We start from the raw sequence: 16,168 nt of genomic DNA, 5'->3' as shown, positions 1-16,168 counted from the left end.
TGAGCGGCTCCTGACGGGGTGAGGCCCCGGCGGTGGGCAGGCCGAAGCGGCCCGCGTCCGGGGAGGGGAGGGGAATCGCACAGCAATCTGCCGTACGACACCGCCCCGGGTCCATCGAGCCTTTCTTAAGCCCCGTCGCAGCTTTCCTTCACGCCGCCCGCGGGGGTCTGCCGCCGCTCACAGGGGGAGCCCGTCCTCCGCGCTGCGCTCGATGCGCCGTACGAGGTCGGCCGCCGTGGACTTGATCGTCGCCAGGCCCGCCGTCCCCCAGGTTCTGGGCTGTATGTCGGCGGCGGACACCGTGCCGAGGACCGTCCCCGTACTGTCGATGAGCGGGGCACCGAGGTAGGAGCGGATGCCGAACTCGTCGACGACGGGGTTGCCCGCGAAGCGCGGGTAGTCGCGCACGTCCTCCAGGACCAGGGCCTTGCGCCGGACCACCACATGGGGGCAGAACCCGTGGTCGCGGGGCTGGACCCGGCCGAACTCGGGACTGGTGCCGTCCCCCCGCGTCACCGGCGGGACCTGCGGCACCCTGAGGCCCGCGAAGAACTGCCCGCCCTCGACCAGGAAGTTGACCATCGCGTACGGCGCCTCGGCGAGGCCCGCGAGGTGGGCGGCGAAGGCGTCGAGCGCCGGATCGGGGCGTTCCGCCAGACCGAGCCGGCGCAACCGTCGTACCCGGGCGGGGGCCTCCCGGTCCTCGGGGGTGAGCAGCAGACGTCCGGTCGGGCGCGGCGGGTCGTAGCTCATGGGCGGGCTCCGGCACCGAACCCCGATGTGGGGGCCGGTGTGTGGGCGATGAGGTGGCGTACGAGGGTCAGCAGCGTCTGTACGCCGGAACTGGAGATCCGGGCGTCGCAGCGCACGATCGGGATCTCGGGGTGGAGGTCCATGGCCGCGCGCACCTCCTCGGGGTCGTAGCGGTAGGAGCCGTCGAACTCGTTGATCGCGACGATGAAGGCGAGTCCGCGCTCCTCGAAGAAGTCGATGGCGGCGAAGGACTCCTCCAGACGGCGGGTGTCGGCGATGATCACCGCCCCGAGGGCGCCCTCGCACAGTTCGTCCCACATGAACCAGAAGCGTTCCTGGCCGGGCGTTCCGAACAGGTACAGGACGTGCTCGGCGTCGAGGGTGATGCGGCCGAAGTCCATGGCCACGGTCGTTTCAAGTTTGTTCTCGATTCCGTCGAGGTTGTCGGTCGCGGCGCTGACCGTGGTGAGCAGTTCCTCCGTGCTCAGCGGCGCGATCTCGCTGACGGCGCCGACGAGGGTCGTCTTGCCGACGCCGAATCCGCCCGCCACGAGGATCTTCAGGGCGGTGGGGAACGGGTCGGCGCCTTCGCCGTGGGCGTGGTCAGAGCTGTCGTCGTAGTCCATCGAGCACTGCCTCCAGAAGGGCCCGGTCCGTGGGGTGGTGGTGGAACGAGGCGGGGGGTTTGGTGGTCAGCGCGCCGCAGTCGACGAGGTCCGAGAGCAGCACCTTGGTCACGGCCACCGGAAGCCGCAGGTGGGCGGCGAGTTCGGCGACCGGGAGCGGCGCCCGGCACAGGTCGAGTGCCTGCGCGTGCTCGGGTCCGAGGTAGCCGAGGGGGGTCGCCCCCGTGGCCATCACCTGGGACATCAGGTCGAGCGCGACGGTGGGCCGGGTACGGCCGTTGCTGACGGTGAAGGGGCGCACCAGCCGTCCGGCGGCGTCGTCGAGCCAGGGCCCGTCGCCGGCCGCGGCCACCCTCAAGGCCTCATCGCCGGGGGTTCCACGGCGTGCTGCCGGGGCGCGGTGACGAGGTAGGGGCGGACGCTCTTGACCAGCATCGCCATCTCGTAGCCGAGCACGGCCGCGTCGGCCTCGCGGCCGGCCAGCACGGCGAGGCAGGTGCCGGATCCGGCGGTGGTGACGAAGAGCAGGGTCGAGTCGAGTTCGACGACGACCTGCCGTACGTCTCCGCCGTCGCCGAAGCGAACGCCGGCGCTGCGGCCGAGGGAGTACAGCCCGGAGGCCAGGGCCGCCATGTGGTCGGCGCTGTCGGCGTCGAGGCCGTGGACGGACTTCACCAGTCCGTCGGCGGACAGGAGTACCGCGCTGCTCGTGTGCGGCACGCGCTGCACGAGGCCGCTCATCAGCCAGTCGAGGTCGGAAACTTGGCCGGTCGGCGCATCGCTGGCCATGGTGGATCGACTCCTTGGGGTACGAAGGTCTGCGGGAGCGCTGGTCGTGAGGGTGGGGGCGGGGTGGGAGGAACCGGCGCCGCTCGTGGGGGTGGTCATCATCCGGCCGGGTCCCCGGGGGGCGGCTCCATCGGGGCCGGTTCTGACGGGGCGGGACTCACGAAGGTCGGTGCCGGGGGTGCCGGTTCGGTGTGCTGCTGGGCCTCGGCGAGGCCGATGCCGCGCTGGAAGGCCGCCATCAGGCCGGGGTCGTGACCGGCGTACTGCTCGGGTTCCTGGCGCGGTGCGGGACCGCCGCGCAGCTGGGGTGCGATGTGCTCCTGGGCGCGGCGGCGGGGCAGTTGGGGTTTGCCCATGGTGCCGCGCACCGCGCTGTGGCGCGGGACGGGCGGGGTGGCCGCGTGTTCGGCGAGGACGCCCCGGTCGTCGGGCCGCACACCCGGCACGGCGGCGGCCGGGGTGGGCCGGTTGCGGTGCGTGCCGCGCACGGGCAGCGGCACGGGCTCGCCGTCGGTCCTCCGGTCCCGGTCCGGGCGGGGAGCGACCGGAGCGGGCGCCGGTGGAGTCGGCGCGGACGGGCCGGACGGCGGGGACGCCAGGGGCGCCACCGGGGCCAACGGGGCCAACGGGGCCGGAACCGGTCCCGCCGGGGCGGGGCCGGCCGGAGCCGGCGACACCGCGGGAGCCACGGGCCGCGGCTGCCGCGGGGCCGGCGGTACGGGCGTCGGCTCGGCGCCGGTGACCTCGGCCGGACGGACCGCGCCGCCCCCGGCAAGCGCGCCCGGCTCCGCTCCCAACAGGGCCTGCGGCACGACCAGTACGGCCTGGACACCGCCGTAGATGTTGGTCTGGAGCCGGACGGTGATGCCGTGCCGCTTGGCCAGCTGGGAGACGACGAACAGCCCGATGCGGCCGTCCGCGAGGAGGCGGGCGACGTTGACCTGGTCGGGGTCGGCGAGCAGGGCGTTCATCCGGCTCTGCTCGCCGACGGGCATGCCGAGGCCGCGGTCCTCGACCTCGACGGCGAGGCCCGAGGTGACGAGGTTGGCGCGCATCAGCACCTGGGTCTGCGGGGCGGAGAACAGGGTGGCGTTCTCGACGAGTTCGGCCAGCAGGTGGATGACGTCGGCGACGGCGTGGCCGCGCAGGGTGCCGTCGATCGGCGGGACCAGCCGGACCCGGGAGTACTGCTCGACCTCGGCGATGGCCGAGCGCAGCACCTCGGTCATGTCGACCGGGTTGCTCCACTGCCGGCGGGAGACCGCGCCGCCGAGCACGGCGAGGTTCTCGGCGTGGCGGCGGATGCGGGTGGCGAGGTGGTCGACGTGGAAGAGGCCCTTGAGGAGGTCGGGGTCCTCGATCTCGTTCTCCAGCTCGTCCAGGATGGAGATCTCGCGGTGCACCAGCGACTGGAGGCGCCGGGCGAGGTTGACGAAGACCTCCAGCTTCTGTTCGCTGCCGGCCTGGCTGGAGAGCTGTGCGGCCCGGACGACGGCGGTGACGGCGCCGTCGTGGGCGCGGGAGAGGTCGGCGGCGAGCAGCTCGAAGTCGTCGGCGTCGTCGGGCGGACCGCCGCGCGGTTTGCGCCGGGACGGCGTTTCGCCGCGGCGCAACGCCTCGACGACGGCGCGCAGATCGCCCTCCTGGCGGGCGGTGCTGCGGCGCAGGGCGCCGACGCGGTCGTGCACGGACCGGGCGGCGCGGTCGGCGGCGACGGCGGCGATGGCGACGGCCGCGACGGTCACCGAGACCGCCCCGGCGAGCGCGCACCACAGGACGAGGCCGGGCCGGGCGCCGGTGGAGCGGACGGTGAACAGGACGACCGCGCAGGCGCTGAGGGCGACCGCGACCGGCGGCAGCACGGCGAGGCGCAGGAGTTGGGGCCGTATGTGGTTCTCGGGCAGCGCGGTGGTCGTACGTGGGGCCGGCCGGCCGTGCCGCCCGCCCTCACGGCGGTCTGCTCGCGCGGCCGGGGCGCGGAGGTGAGACATCGGTGTCCTCGTACTGGTCCGTGTACTGATACGTCGGCCCTACGTCGCCCGACGGACACTGACAGTAGTCGGCTGCCCCTCATGTGCGGTGGGCAGTTGCCAAAGTCCCTCGGCCAACGTCCCGCTCTGGTATGAGGCCTCGTACGACAGACCGATAAGCCGGTGAAGTACCCGTTCGTGAAGCGCCGAGGATCGATCGGACTCGATCAAATTCCGTCACGGTGAGTGACAGCGGGGCGCCGCCGCACGCCCGGCGGCGGCCCGTCCGTCGCGACCGGAGTATTGACGCGCCGACACGCCCATGAAACAAGTGAATAGTTTTTGTATCTTCGACTCAGGGGGCCCGATGACCGACACCACCCCGGACGCCGCACCCCGTGCCGCGACGTTCACCACCCGCTCCCCGGCGACCGGCGAGTCGCTCACCGCATACCCGGTGGACGGTCCGCAGGAGGTCGCCCGGGCCGTGGCCCGGGCCCGGGAGGTCCAGGCGGGCTGGGCCGCGCTGCCGGCGGCCCGGCGACGTGACCATCTGCTGCGCTGGAAGCGGGCCCTCGCCTCCGACCTGGACACCGTTGCCCGGACCATCGCCGAGGAGACCGGCAAGCCGGCCGGTGACGCCGCGCTGGAGGTCGTCCTCACGCTGGAGCACCTGGGCTGGGCGGCCCGCAACGCCGACCGCGTGCTGCGCGGGCGGCGGGTGCGGACCGGGCTGTTCACCGTCCACCAGCGGGCCTCGCTGGTGCACCGGCCGCTGGGTGTGGTCGGCGTGATCGGCCCCTGGAACTACCCCTGCTACACCCCGATGGGCTCCGTCGGGTACGCCTTGGCGGCCGGGAACGCCGTGGTCCTCAAGCCGTCCGAACTGACCCCGGGGACCGGCGTCCTGCTCGCCGGGCTGTTCGACGCGGCCGTGCCGGCCCACGCCGGGCTGCTCACCACCGTCACCGGCGCCGCGGCCACCGGAGAGGCGCTGGCCCGCTCCGGGGTGGACAAGCTGGCGTTCACCGGCTCGCCCGGGACGGCGCGCAAGGTGATGGCGGTGTGCGCCGAGACGCTGACGCCGTTCCTCGCCGAGTGCGGCGGGAAGGACGCCGTGATCGTCACCGCGGACGCGGACCTGGACGCCGCCGCCGAGGCGATCGTGTGGGGCGCGCTGAGCAACGCGGGACAGACCTGTGCGGGGGTGGAACGCGTCTACGCCGTGCGCGAGATCCATGCGGCCCTGTGCGACCGGGTGGTCGAGCGCGCCGGTGCGCTCCGTACGGGCGCCGAGGCCGACGCGGCCTACGGTCCGATGACCCTGCCCGGTCAGCTCCGGACCGTGGAGCGGCATGTGACCTCGGCGGTGGCGTCGGGGGCGCGGGCCCTGCTGGGCGGACCGGAGTCCGTCCGGGCGCCGTACGTCGCGCCCGTCGTCCTGACCGAGGTGCCGGAGGACGCGGCGGCGATGACGGAGGAGACGTTCGGGCCGGTCGTCGCCGTCAACGCGGTGGCCGACGTGGACGAGGCGGTGGCCCGGGCCAACGACTCGCGCTACGCCCTGGGAGCCGCGGTGTTCTGCGGGAACCGCCGTGCCGGGGCGGCGATCGCGGCGCGGCTGCGCGCGGGCGCGGTGTCGGTGAACTCGGTACTGGGGTTCGCCGCCGTGCCGGCGCTGCCGTTCGGCGGTTCGCGGGACTCCGGTTTCGGGCGGATCCACGGTGCGGAGGGGCTGCGGGCCTTCACGGCGGTGCAGTCGACGACCGTGCAGCGGTTCACCCCGCCGATCGCGCTGACCTCTTTCGAGGCACCGGCCGCCGCCCGGGAGCGCGCGGTACGGCTGGCCCGGGCACTGCACCTGCGGCACTGAGTCGCCGGGGCGCCTCGCCGGGCCGGTCAGGCGTTCAGCAGCGGGGCCAGGTAGCGACGGGCGAAGGCCCGGGCCTGGTCCTCGTCCTCCATCTCGATGCAGCTGGCCGGGTTGAGCAGGAAGGAGACGGCCACCCGGACCATGAGTTCGGCGACCGGTCGCGGGTCCTGGTCGGGGCGGCCCTCGGCCCGCTGCGCACGGCGCAGATGACCCGTCAGGTAGTCGACGGTGGCGGAGAGCGAGGAACCGCCGTTCACGGTCAGGTGGGGCAGCACCACCTCGGGTTCCAGGCGCAGCAGCCCACCGAAGAGCGGATGTGCGCGGGTGTGGCGCAGGGCGACCACGAATCCCTCGACGACCCGTTCCTCCATGGTCGGCAGCGACGCCACCGCCGCGTCCAGCCGCTGGAAGAACCGGCTGTTCTCGCGCAGCAGGGTCTGCTCGACCAGCTTCTCCTTGTTCTGGAAGCGCCGGTAGACGGTGACCCGGGAGACACCGGCCCGCTTGGCGACGTCGTCCATGGAGGAACGCCGCAGTCCGAAGACGGTGAACTGGTCCAGCGCGGCGTCGAGGATGCGCCGTGCGGTCGGATCCTCCGTCTCGGTCGTCAAGGCCGTGCTCACGAAACCGGTACTCCCGTCCCGAGAAGACAAGAAACAACTATCACCACTTTGTAACACGACATGTGGAGGACCCGATGGGCAGCCGTCTCACCGAAGAACAGTCCGCGTTCGTCGCGGCCGTCAGGGATTTCGCCAAGCGCGAGTGCGGCACCCGCCGGCAGCGGGACGCGCTGACCGGCAACGGCCGCGAGGCCCACCACCCCGGGCTGTACGGCAGGCTCGCCGAACTGGGCTGGCTCGGAGTGTGCCTGCCCGAGGAGTACGGGGGTTCCGGCGGCGGACTGGCCGACGCCTGCCTGTTCCTGGAGGAGACCTCCTACGGCATGGTCCCGGCCGGCGGATTCATCACCACCGTCATCGCCGCGAAGGCCTACGAACGGTTCGGCAGCGAGCGGCAGCGGCACGAGGTGCTGTCCGGCGCGGTGCGCGGTGACGTCCTGTCCATCGCCATGTCGGAGCCGGGGGCCGGTTCGGACGTCGGCGCACTGCGCTGCCGGGCCCGGCGGGCGGCGGACGGCACCTGGGAGATCGAGGGGCAGAAGACCTGGATCTCGGGCGCGCACCACGCGAAGAGCATTCTGCTGGTGGCGCGCACCGGGGAGGACAAGCACGGCGGGCTGACCATGTTCCATCTGCCCGCCGACACCCCGGGCGTGGAGGTGCGGGGCATCGAGACCATGGGCGGCCGGGAGGTCAACGACGTGTTCCTCACCGACGTGCGGCTGCCCGCCGACGCGGTGGTGGGGCAGGTGGACGACGGCTGGCGGCAGTTGATGGCCGGACTGAACCACGAGCGGCTCTTCCTGGCCTCGAACATGCTGGGCCTGGCGCGCCGCGTCTTCGACGACGCGCTCGCCTACGTCCGCGAGCGCGAGCAGTTCGGGCGGCCCGTCGGCTCCTTCCAGGCGCTGCGGCACCGGGTGGCCGACCTCGCCACCGAGATCGAGTGCACCCGGCTGCTGGTGCGCGAGGTGGCCCTGGACTGCGACGCGCGACCGGACCGGCTGTTCCCGCGGGAGGCGTCCATGGCGAAACTGAAGGCCACCGAGACCGCCAAGCGGGCCGCCCTGGAGGGCATGCAGATGATGGGCGGCTACGGCTACGCCACCGAGTTCGACATGGAGCGCCATCTGCGGGCCGCGGTCGTCTCCACCGTCTACGGCGGGACCAGCGAGATCCAGCGGGACGTGATCGGCAAGACGTACGGCCTCTGAACCGGCTCCGCGCGTGGCGGCCGCCCACCCGGCCGGGGTGGGCGGCCGCCTTCCCGCGGGCGCGACGCGCGGGCCCGGCTCAGTCCTCCTCGTAGAGGCCGGACAGCGCGTCCGCGTACTTGTCCCGGATGACCCGGCGCCGCATCTTCAGCGAGGGCGTCAGCTCGCCGGTCGCCGGGCCCCACTCCTCGGCCAGCAACTCGTACCGCTTCACCTGCTCGGTGCGGTTGAGCCGGGAGTTGGCCGCTTCGACCGCGCGCTCCACCTCGGCCCTGACGGCCGGGTGACCCACCAGCGCGGCGACGGTGCCGTCCGTCTCGACGCCGTTGGCCGCGACCCAGGCGGGGGCGGCCTCGGCGTCGAGCACCAGCAGGGCGACGAGGTAGGAGCGCCGGTCGCCGTGCACCAGCGCCTGGCCGATCAGCGGGTGCTGCTTGAGCGTGTTCTCCACCAGGGCCGGCGAGACGTTCTTCCCGGTCGAGGTGATGATCATCTCCTTCTTGCGGTCGGTGAGCCAGAGAAATCCGTTCTCGTCGGTCCGGCCGATGTCGCCGGTGGCCAGCCACCCGTCGGCGTCCAGGGCGGAGAGCACCGATCCGTCCGGCTGGAGGTAGCCGGAGAAGACGGACTCGCCGCGTACCTCGATCTCGCCGTCGGCGGCGAGCCTGACCTCCACGGACTCCACGGGGCGCCCCACCGAGCCGATCCGGAAGCCGGTCCGCGGGCTGTTGGTGGTGGCCACGCCGGTGGTCTCGGTCAGCCCCCAGGCATCCATGATCACGATGCCGAACCCGGCCCAGAAGTCCACGACGTCCACCGGCATGGGCGCCGACGCGCTGGCCGCCCAGGTCACCCGGTCGAGGCCGCCCGCGGCCAGCAGTGGCAGCAGGACCTCCTCGCGGGCACGGGCGTAGCGCTCCTCCAGATCGGCCGGCGGTGTCTCCCCCCGCTCGCGGTACCCGACGTGCTCACGGGCGACCGCGGACGCCGCGTCGATGACCTCCCGCTGCTCTGCCGGCATCAGGGAGAGCACGGCCCGTACGGCGGCGCAGAGCTTCTCCCAGATTCGCGGCACGCCGAAGAACTGCGCGGGGCGCACCTTGCGCACGACCGTGCCCACGGCCGTGGGGTCGGCGCAGAGGTGGACGTGCGAGGCCCGGTGGCAGGGCAGGTAGATGCCCAGCATCCGCTCGGCGATGTGGGCGAACGGCAGGTAGCAGATGTGCTCGACGTGGGGCGGCAGCTCCACCACGGCATCCAGGGCGAGGGCGTTGGCCATCACCTGGCGGTGGGTCAGTACGACGCCCTTGGGCTCCCCGGTGGTGCCGGAGGTGTAGACGACGGTCAGCGGGTCCTCGGGGCTCGCGGCGTCCAACTCCTTGGCGAACCGCTCCGGCACCGGCTCCCGGAGCAGGGCGGCGTACGGGACGTGGCCGCCCTCGGCGCCCGGCTCGGCGACCACCAGTCGCGCGAGCGGGGTGTCGGCGTCGGTCAGCAGCGGCTCCCACACCTCCACCTGCGCCGTCCCCTCCACCACGGCGACCCGGGCCCGGCAGTTGCGGGCGATGTGGGCGATCTGCCCGGGCGCGGCGGTGCCGTAGACGCTGACGGGGACGGCACCGAGGCGGACGAGTGCCAGGTCGGACAGCCAGTGTTCGGGGCGGTTGGCCATCATCATGAGCACGTGGTCGCCGCGGCCGACGCCGAGGGCCGCGTAGCCGGCGGCCAGGTGCTCGGTGCGCTCGTGGATCTCCGCCCAGGTGAGCGTCGTCCACTCGCCGTCGCCGTCCGCCGGCTGCCAGGAGAGGCCGGGCAGTCCGGGGTACTCACGGGCGTTGCGGGCCAGCAGCCGCGGCAGGGTCCGCTCGGCCGGCGTGTCGGGCGGTTCACCGGTGGTGCGGGGCGCTGATGTCATCGGAGCCTCCTTGCGGGTCGGATGGGAACGTCCGGAGTCAGAAGTCCGTTCAGAAGTCCGTTCGGCAGTCCGTTCGGCAGTCCGTTCAGAGGCCCGCTCAGGAGTCCGTGAAGGTCTCGTGCCGCTCGGCCGTGCGCGACAGCGGCGCGGGCAGCCTGAAGCGCTCGCCGTGGCGGTCGGCGCGTCGCGACGGCGTCCAGCGAGTCGATGAACGCGGCGCGATGGTGGAGGGCCGTGTGGTGGTGTCCATGGCTGACTCCTCCGGTGAGGTCCTGCGCGGCCGCGACCGTGCGGGGATCAGATGCGCTCGACGATCGTGGCGAGGCCGTAGCGCTTGTCCTGGCGCTCCGGTTCGTCGCTCACCTCGGGGACCCTCCAAGTGTGGTCGTGACAAGCCGCGGACGCGGCACGGACTTTGGCGCGTGCGGTCGGGGCGCGGGCTCAACCGAGGAGGGAGCGGCCGATGATCTCCTTCATGATCTCGGTGGTGCCGCCGTAGATGGTCTGGATGCGCCCGTCGAGGAACGCCCGTGCCACCCGGTACTCGCTCATGTAGCCGTAGCCGCCGTGGAGTTGCAGGCAGCGGTCGACGACCCGCTTCTGCAGTTCAGTGGCCCACCACTTGGCCATCGAGGCGTGCACGGCGTCGAGCCGGCCCGCGTTGTGCTCGCTGACGCAGCGGTCGAGGAAGGTGCGGGTGACCGCTGCCTCGGTGGCCATCTCGGCGATCTCGAAGCGGATGTGCTGGAGCGTGGCCAGCGGCCGCCCGAACGCCTCGCGCTCCTTCACGTACCGCGTGGTGACGTCGAGGATCTCCTCGGCCGCGGCGGCCGCGCCGACCGCGATGGCCAGCCGCTCCTGGGCGAGGTTGCCCATCAGGTAGGTGAAGGCCAGGTTCTCCTCCCCCAGCAGGTTCTCCTTGGGGACGCGTACGTCGTTGAAGAACAGCTCGGCGGTGTCCTGGGCCTTCTGGCCGATCTTCTCGAGGTTGCGGCCGCGTTCGAAGCCTTCCGTGCCGCGCTCGACGACGAGCAGGCTCTGCCCCGCGCTGCCGCCCTCGGGTGTGGTGCGGGCGACCACGACGACGAGGTCGGCGAGGAGGCCGTTGGAGATGAAGGTCTTCGAGCCGTTGAGCAGGTAGTGGTCGCCCTGGTCGGTGGCGGTGGTGCGGACGCCCTGGAGGTCGGACCCGGCGCCCGGTTCCGTCATGGCGATGGCGGTGACGATGTCGCCCGAGACGAATCCGGGCAGCCAGCGCCGCTTCTGCTCCTCGGTGGCGAGCCGCGTCAGGTACGGGCCGACGATGTCGTTGTGCAGGCTCAGGGCCAGTCCGGACGCGCCGGCGCGGGCGAACTCCTCGATGAGCACGGCGCTGTAACGGAAGTCGTCCGTCCCGCCGCCGCCGTACTCCTCGCCGACGGCCGGCCCCAGCAGGCCCTGGCGGCCCGCCGAGCACCACACCGCCCGGTCGACGACGCCGTTTCGCTCCCACCGTTCGTGGTGCGGGGCCACCTCTTTGGCCAGGAAGGTCCGCACGGTCTCGCGGAAGGCCTCGTGGTCGGGCCCGTACAGCTCGCGCCTCAATGTCACAGCCAGCTCCTCACGCGCTCGATCAGCCGGGCGGGATCGGGCCCGGTGGGGGTGATGTTGAGCATCGTCACGCCCGCCTCGCGGAAGGCCTCGACGCGGTCGCGGACGTAGCCCTCCGGGCCGGCCAGGCAGATCCGTTCCAGCAGTTCGGCGGGCACGGCGCCCGCCGCGTCCTTCTTGCGGCCCGCGAGGTAGTGCTCCTGGATGGTGTCCGCGGCGGCCTCGTAGCCGTATGAGCCGACCAGGGCGTGGTAGAAGTTCCGTCCCGGGGCGCCCATGCCGCCCACGTAGAGGGCGACAGTGGGGCGCATCAGGTCGCGGACGGCCTCGGCGCCGTCGCCGATGGCGAGCGGGCCGCCCGCCACGACCGACAGCGGTCCGAGCGCGGGGTCGCGTCGGGCGGTGCCCTCGGCCAGTGCCGGGCCCCACACCTTGGCCGCGTGTTCCGGCGCGTACAGGAACGGCAGCCAGCCGTCGGCCAGTTCGGCCGTCATGCGGACGTTGGCCGGGCCGAGCGCGGCGACGTACACGGGGATGGTGTCGCGGACCGGGTGGGTGAGCAGCTTGAGGGGTTTGCCGAGGGTGCCGCCCTTCTCGGGCGGCAGCGGCAGGTCGGTGATGCCGTGGTGCTCGATCACCTCGCGGCGCCAGATCCGCCGCGACAGCTCGATCACCTCGCGGGTGCGGCCCAGCGGGCGGTCGTAGCGGCGGCCGTGCCAGCCCTCGACGACCTGCGGTCCCGAGGCGCCGAGGCCGAGGAGGGCCCGGCCGCCGGTGAGGGCGTCGAGTCCGGCGGCGGTCTGGGCGATCAGGGCGGGGGTGCGCGAGTAGACGTTCAGGACGGCCGAGCCGATCCGCATCCGCTCGGTCCTCGCGGCCAGGTATCCCATGATCGTCGGGGAGTCGAAGCCGTAGGCCTCGGCCACCCAGACCGCGTCGAGTCCCGCGCACTCCAGGGCGGCGGCCCGGTCCGCGGCCTCGCGCGGGTCACCCGTGTACGTCAGGGGTGAGGACAGTTCCATCAGCGGCCGTCCTTCAGGGGTTCGGACAGGTGGGGCAGGTCCCAGTCGCGGGCCACGGCGGCGGCGTGCGCGCCGGGAACGGCGGGCGGCAGCCGCAGGGTGCCGGGAGTGGCGGAGAAGCGGGGCGCCGGAGCGGGCTGGGTGACGCCGTACGCCTCGGTGTAGGTGCCGCGGCCGGTCAGGTGCGGGTGGACCGCCGCCTCCCGCAGCGAGAGTACGGGGGCGACGCAGGCGTCGGTGCCCTCGAAGAGGGCCGTCCACCGCGCACGGGACGCGGTCTTGAACCGGGCGGTGAACAGGGCTTGCAGTTCGGGCCAGTTGCGCGGGTCGGCGCGGTCCGGGAGGTCGTCGCCTTCCAGGCCCAGCAGGGAGACGAACACGGCGTAGAACTGCGACTCCAGGGCGCCGACCGCCATCCAGCCGCCGTCACCGGTCTCGTAGAGGCGGTAGTACGGGCAGCCGCCGTCGAGGAGGTTGCTCCCGCGGGCGTCCCGCCAGGTCCCCCCGGCGAGCATGCCCCAGAAGAGCGAGGTGAGATGGGCCGTGCCGTCGACGATCGCGGCGTCCACCACCTGGCCGCGGCCGGTGGCGCGGGCGGTGAGCAGCGCCGCCAGGACGCCGGTCGTCAGGTAGAGCGAGCCGCCGGCGTAGTCGCCGAGCAGGTTGGCGGGGACGGCGGGCGGCCCGTCCGGCGCGCCGATCATGGAGAGGGCGCCGACCGTGGCGATGTAGCCGATGTCGTGACCGGCCCGCGGCGCGAGCGGCCCCTGCTGGCCCCAGCCGGTCATCCGGCCGTACACCAGGGCGGGGTTGGCGGCCATGCACTCCTCGGGGCCGACGCCGAGCCGCTCGGCGACACCCGGGCGGTATCCCTCCACCAGGATCTCCGCCCGCGCCGCCAAGGACCGTACGGTCTCCGGTCCTTCGGGCGACTTGAGGTCGACCAGGACCGAGCGTTTGTTGCGGTTGGTCACGTCGTGGGCCGGGTCGCCGGCGAGCGGCGCGGGCCCGGGGCGGTCGACGCGCACGACGTCGGCGCCCAGGTCCCCGAGCAGCATCGCGGCGAACGGGCCGGGGCCGATGCCCGCCAGTTCGACCACACGCACGCCGTCCAGCGGACCGGCGCTGCCTCGGCCCGGGGAGTCAGGGGGGTGGTGGCTCATGGGTTCCTCTCTCGGGCCACGGCGGGCTCGCCGCCGCGCGACCGGGACCTTACTGAGCGTTCGCTAAGAACGTAGAAGCGCTCGGTCGATCGGTCAACGCCTTGAACAACGGTAGTTGCGACGGCTCTTGACGGATGCGGAAGAGCGGGCGTCAACTGATGTCCCTCGAATACTTATCGAGCGCTAAGCTCCAGGGAGGAACGAATCCGGACGCACGGCCGTACGATGTCGCCCGTCGACGCATGTTCCGAGGAGAGCCGTTGAGCACCGAGCCGAGCCAGGACACCACGGCCCCAGCGCAGCTCTGGCGCTCCTACGGGCCGCTCGACCTGCCCCCGATCCTGGTGCACGCCATGGAGGCCTTCAACGAGCAGGGCTACCACGGCACTTCGGTCCGGAACATCGCCGGCCGGGTCGGCGTCACCGTGCCCGCGCTGTACTACCACTACGAGAACAAGCAGGCGCTGCTCGCCACCCTGCTGGAGACGTCCATCAAGGACGTCCTGGACCGCTGCCGGGCTGCGGCCGCGGAGGCCGGACCCGCTCCGCTGGCGAGGTTCTGCGGCATGGTCGAGTCGATCGTGCTCTACATGGCCCACCGCAGGTCGCTGGCGTTCCTGGACACCGAGATACGCAGCCTGGAGCCCGCCAACCGGGCCCGCTACGTGGCCCTGCGCGACTACCTCGAGCACATGCTGCTCGACACGGTCGAAGCGGGCCGGGCCGAGGGCGTGTTCACCACGCCGATCCCGGCCGACGCCGTCCGCGCGGTCCTCATCATGTGCCAAGGCGTCGCCAACTGGTTCCGCCCCGACGGCCCGCTCACCGCGGAAGAGGTCGCCGAACGCCACGTCCTGCTGAGCCTGGGCACCGTGGGCCACCCCGTGCGTTCCTCCGCCCTCCAGGAGGCGGCTCCGCACGGCTTCCGATGACATCGACGAGAGGACGCCCCTCATGGACCCGCTTCAGGCCCGTACCCGCTTCCGGGCGCTGCGCGAGACGAAGGGCCGGGTGGACGCGGCCGCGCTGGACGACGTCTGGGCCGTACTGGACACCGTCCGGCCCGAGGAGATCCTCGGCGAGTGGAAGGGCGGCGAGTTCGACACCGGCCACCCGCTCAACGGCGAGCTGGCGAAGGCGGGCTGGTACGGCAAGACCTTCACCTCGGTGCACGACGCCAAGCCGCTGATGTGCCGGGATGCGGCGGGCGAGCTGTACTCCAACCGGGAGCTGGGCAAGGGCGAGGCCAGCCTGTGGACGGTGGAGTTCCGCGGCGAGCCGACGGCCACGATGGTCTACGACGGCCGGCCGGTCCTCGACCACTTCAAGCGGGTCGACGACAGCACCCTCATGGGCATCATGAACGGCAAGGGGGTGCCCGCCGAGGGTCCTTACTACTACTTCTTCCTGGAGCGCGCGTGAGGCGTGCCCGCGCCGCGGTCACCCGGGAGCCGGGCGCCCCGTTCGCGCTCCGGGAGGTGGAACTGGAGGACCCGCGGCCGCGCGAGGTGCTGGTCAGGATGACCGCGGTCGGGGTGTGCCACACGGACCTGGGCATCCAGGCCGGCTGGCCCCGGCGGCTCACCCCCATGGTCTTCGGTCACGAGGGCGCCGGCCGGGTCGAGACGGTGGGCGCGGAGGTGACGGGTCTCGGGCCCGGGGACTCCGTCTGCCTCACGTTCGCCAGCTGCGGCGCGTGCCCGCGGTGCGCGGCGGGTCAGCCGGCGTACTGCGACTCGGCGCGGGACCTCAACCTCTCCGGCGGGCGCGGCGACGGCACCACCACGCTCCGCCTCGACGGCGCCCCGTTGCACGGTGGCTTCTTCGGACAGTCCAGCTTCGCGACGTACGCCGTCGTCCACGAACGCGGCGTGGTCAAGGTGCCCTCCGATCTGCCGGCCACGCTCACCGCTCCCCTGGGCTGCGGAGGGCAGACGGGCGCGGGGACCGTGCTCAACCGGCTGCGCCCAGAGCCGGGCACCTCGCTCGTGGTCCTCGGGGCCGGCGGGGTCGGGCTGAGCGCGCTGATGGCCGCGGTGTCCGTGGGCTGCGACCCGGTGGTGGCCGTCGACCCGGTCGCCTCCCGGCGGGACCTGGCCCTTGAACTCGGCGCCCGGTCGGCCCTGCCCCCGGACGACGCTCTGGTCGCGGCGGTGCGCGAGGTCACCGACGGCGGGGCGCACCACGTCGTGGACACCACGGGCCGGCCCGAGATGCTCGACCGTGCCGTCGCCGCGCTGCGCCCGCGCGGTGAACTCGCCTTGCTCGGCCTCGGCGGTGAGGTGACGTTCGACGTGATGCGCCTGATGACCAAGGGAGTTCGCCTCCACGGGGTGATGGAGGGCGACTCCGATCCGGTCCGCTTCATCCCCGAGCTGATCGACCTGCACCGGCGCGGTCTCTTTCCGGTGGACCGGCTGGTCACCACGTTTCCCTTCGAGGAGATCGGCGCCGCCGTGGCCGCCATGCGCGACGGAAGCGCGGTCAAGCCGGTCCTCACCTTCGCCTGAACCGGGCCGGGCGGTGCGGGGCGGGACGGGGCGGGACGAGGGGGCGCGAGGCGGCGCGGGGCGGGCGCAGAAGGGCCGGGCCACCCGGGCCGGGTGTGATTGACTGAACGGCATGGTCCC

At 73.0% G+C, this 16,168-nt stretch carries 16 protein-coding genes; 5 read left to right on the top strand and 11 right to left on the bottom strand.

What is annotated here, in order from left to right; genetic code table 11:
• Positions 1-177 precede the first annotated feature (177 nt).
• The 5 genes from ACGH7X_RS33835 to ACGH7X_RS33815 form a co-directional block, all read right to left on the bottom strand.
• Entirely contained in the window at positions 178-753 is a 576-nt protein-coding gene (locus ACGH7X_RS33835; RefSeq protein ID WP_399892661.1) for a GAF domain-containing protein, read from the bottom strand.
• On the bottom strand, positions 750-1,379 hold the full coding sequence (locus tag ACGH7X_RS33830; protein WP_399892658.1) for a GTP-binding protein: 630 nt from the start codon (positions 1,377-1,379) through the stop codon (positions 750-752). Before ACGH7X_RS33830 ends, ACGH7X_RS33835 begins: the two co-directional genes overlap by 4 nt.
• Entirely contained in the window at positions 1,357-1,731 is a 375-nt protein-coding gene (locus ACGH7X_RS33825; protein WP_217167159.1) for a DUF742 domain-containing protein, read from the bottom strand. Before ACGH7X_RS33825 ends, ACGH7X_RS33830 begins: the two co-directional genes overlap by 23 nt.
• 2 nt (positions 1,732-1,733) lie before the next feature.
• Positions 1,734-2,168: a roadblock/LC7 domain-containing protein gene (locus ACGH7X_RS33820; RefSeq protein ID WP_030189437.1), complete on the bottom strand. Its 435-nt coding sequence runs from the start codon at positions 2,166-2,168 to the stop codon at positions 1,734-1,736.
• 98 nt (positions 2,169-2,266) lie between these two features.
• The gene (locus ACGH7X_RS33815) at positions 2,267-4,159 is read right to left on the bottom strand and encodes an ATP-binding protein (RefSeq protein WP_399892655.1); all 1,893 of its coding nucleotides are present in this window, start codon (positions 4,157-4,159) and stop codon (positions 2,267-2,269) included.
• Positions 4,160-4,505: 346 nt separating this feature from the next.
• On the opposite strand from ACGH7X_RS33815, the gene ACGH7X_RS33810 reads away from it, so the two are divergent.
• On the top strand, positions 4,506-6,011 hold the full coding sequence (locus ACGH7X_RS33810) for an aldehyde dehydrogenase family protein (protein ID WP_399892652.1): 1,506 nt from the start codon (positions 4,506-4,508) through the stop codon (positions 6,009-6,011).
• 26 nt (positions 6,012-6,037) lie between these two features.
• Here the strand turns inward: ACGH7X_RS33810 and ACGH7X_RS33805 are convergent, their stop codons facing one another.
• Positions 6,038-6,634, bottom strand: coding sequence for a TetR/AcrR family transcriptional regulator (locus ACGH7X_RS33805; RefSeq protein ID WP_399892649.1), 597 nt, complete (start codon positions 6,632-6,634; stop codon positions 6,038-6,040).
• A 74-nt stretch (positions 6,635-6,708) separates the two neighbouring features.
• Between ACGH7X_RS33805 and ACGH7X_RS33800 the strand changes: the two genes are divergently transcribed.
• Complete coding sequence (locus ACGH7X_RS33800) at positions 6,709-7,848, top strand: acyl-CoA dehydrogenase family protein (protein WP_399892646.1); 1,140 nt, start codon at positions 6,709-6,711, stop codon at positions 7,846-7,848.
• A 79-nt stretch (positions 7,849-7,927) separates the two neighbouring features.
• On the opposite strand, the gene ACGH7X_RS33795 is transcribed toward ACGH7X_RS33800, so the two are convergent.
• From ACGH7X_RS33795 to ACGH7X_RS33775, 5 genes are all read right to left on the bottom strand, one after another.
• Positions 7,928-9,763, bottom strand: coding sequence for an AMP-dependent synthetase/ligase (locus ACGH7X_RS33795; protein WP_399892643.1), 1,836 nt, complete (start codon positions 9,761-9,763; stop codon positions 7,928-7,930).
• 97 nt (positions 9,764-9,860) lie between these two features.
• A complete protein-coding gene (locus ACGH7X_RS33790) occupies positions 9,861-10,013 on the bottom strand; it encodes a hypothetical protein (RefSeq protein WP_399892640.1) in 153 nt (50 codons plus the stop codon).
• Between the two features lie 191 nt (positions 10,014-10,204).
• Entirely contained in the window at positions 10,205-11,353 is a 1,149-nt protein-coding gene (locus ACGH7X_RS33785; RefSeq protein WP_399892638.1) for a long-chain specific acyl-CoA dehydrogenase, read from the bottom strand.
• The gene (locus ACGH7X_RS33780; protein ID WP_399892635.1) at positions 11,350-12,375 is read right to left on the bottom strand and encodes an LLM class F420-dependent oxidoreductase; all 1,026 of its coding nucleotides are present in this window, start codon (positions 12,373-12,375) and stop codon (positions 11,350-11,352) included. The genes ACGH7X_RS33785 and ACGH7X_RS33780 overlap by 4 nt, the downstream gene beginning before the upstream one ends.
• On the bottom strand, positions 12,375-13,538 hold the full coding sequence (locus ACGH7X_RS33775; protein ID WP_399892632.1) for a CaiB/BaiF CoA transferase family protein: 1,164 nt from the start codon (positions 13,536-13,538) through the stop codon (positions 12,375-12,377). The genes ACGH7X_RS33780 and ACGH7X_RS33775 overlap by 1 nt, the downstream gene beginning before the upstream one ends.
• Positions 13,539-13,798: 260 nt before the next feature.
• Between ACGH7X_RS33775 and ACGH7X_RS33770 the strand changes: the two genes are divergently transcribed.
• Genes ACGH7X_RS33770 through ACGH7X_RS33760 form a run of 3 tightly spaced genes read left to right on the top strand, consistent with a single transcriptional unit; the run spans position 13,799 to position 16,048 of the window.
• On the top strand, positions 13,799-14,470 hold the full coding sequence (locus tag ACGH7X_RS33770) for a TetR/AcrR family transcriptional regulator (RefSeq protein ID WP_399892629.1): 672 nt from the start codon (positions 13,799-13,801) through the stop codon (positions 14,468-14,470).
• Between the two features lie 22 nt (positions 14,471-14,492).
• Positions 14,493-14,960, top strand: coding sequence for a DUF4334 domain-containing protein (locus ACGH7X_RS33765; protein WP_399892626.1), 468 nt, complete (start codon positions 14,493-14,495; stop codon positions 14,958-14,960).
• Complete coding sequence (locus tag ACGH7X_RS33760; RefSeq protein ID WP_399892623.1) at positions 14,957-16,048, top strand: NAD(P)-dependent alcohol dehydrogenase; 1,092 nt, start codon at positions 14,957-14,959, stop codon at positions 16,046-16,048. The genes ACGH7X_RS33765 and ACGH7X_RS33760 overlap by 4 nt, the downstream gene beginning before the upstream one ends.
• The last annotated feature ends 120 nt before the right edge of the window (positions 16,049-16,168 follow it).

Origin of the sequence: Streptomyces sp. BBFR51 (assembly GCF_044591655.1) — a bacterium.
Taxonomy (GTDB): Bacteria; Actinomycetota; Actinomycetes; order Streptomycetales; family Streptomycetaceae; genus Streptomyces.
The sequence above is the reverse complement of the archived record's forward strand: the minus strand, read 5'-3'. Positions and strand labels throughout refer to the sequence as shown.

Excerpts from the sequence above, each read along its gene's own strand:
- ACGH7X_RS33835 (WP_399892661.1), bottom strand. The coding sequence starts at position 753 with ATGAGCTACGACCCGCCGCGCCCGACCGGACGTCTGCTGCTCACCCCC.
- ACGH7X_RS33830 (WP_399892658.1), bottom strand. The coding sequence starts at position 1,379 with ATGGACTACGACGACAGCTCTGACCACGCCCACGGCGAAGGCGCCGAC.
- ACGH7X_RS33820 (WP_030189437.1), bottom strand. The coding sequence starts at position 2,168 with ATGGCCAGCGATGCGCCGACCGGCCAAGTTTCCGACCTCGACTGGCTG.
- ACGH7X_RS33815 (WP_399892655.1), bottom strand. The coding sequence starts at position 4,159 with ATGTCTCACCTCCGCGCCCCGGCCGCGCGAGCAGACCGCCGTGAGGGC.
- ACGH7X_RS33810 (WP_399892652.1), top strand. The coding sequence starts at position 4,506 with ATGACCGACACCACCCCGGACGCCGCACCCCGTGCCGCGACGTTCACC.
- ACGH7X_RS33800 (WP_399892646.1), top strand. The coding sequence starts at position 6,709 with ATGGGCAGCCGTCTCACCGAAGAACAGTCCGCGTTCGTCGCGGCCGTC.
- ACGH7X_RS33795 (WP_399892643.1), bottom strand. The coding sequence starts at position 9,763 with ATGACATCAGCGCCCCGCACCACCGGTGAACCGCCCGACACGCCGGCC.
- ACGH7X_RS33790 (WP_399892640.1), bottom strand. The coding sequence starts at position 10,013 with ATGGACACCACCACACGGCCCTCCACCATCGCGCCGCGTTCATCGACT.
- ACGH7X_RS33780 (WP_399892635.1), bottom strand. The coding sequence starts at position 12,375 with ATGGAACTGTCCTCACCCCTGACGTACACGGGTGACCCGCGCGAGGCC.
- ACGH7X_RS33775 (WP_399892632.1), bottom strand. The coding sequence starts at position 13,538 with ATGAGCCACCACCCCCCTGACTCCCCGGGCCGAGGCAGCGCCGGTCCG.
- ACGH7X_RS33765 (WP_399892626.1), top strand. The coding sequence starts at position 14,493 with ATGGACCCGCTTCAGGCCCGTACCCGCTTCCGGGCGCTGCGCGAGACG.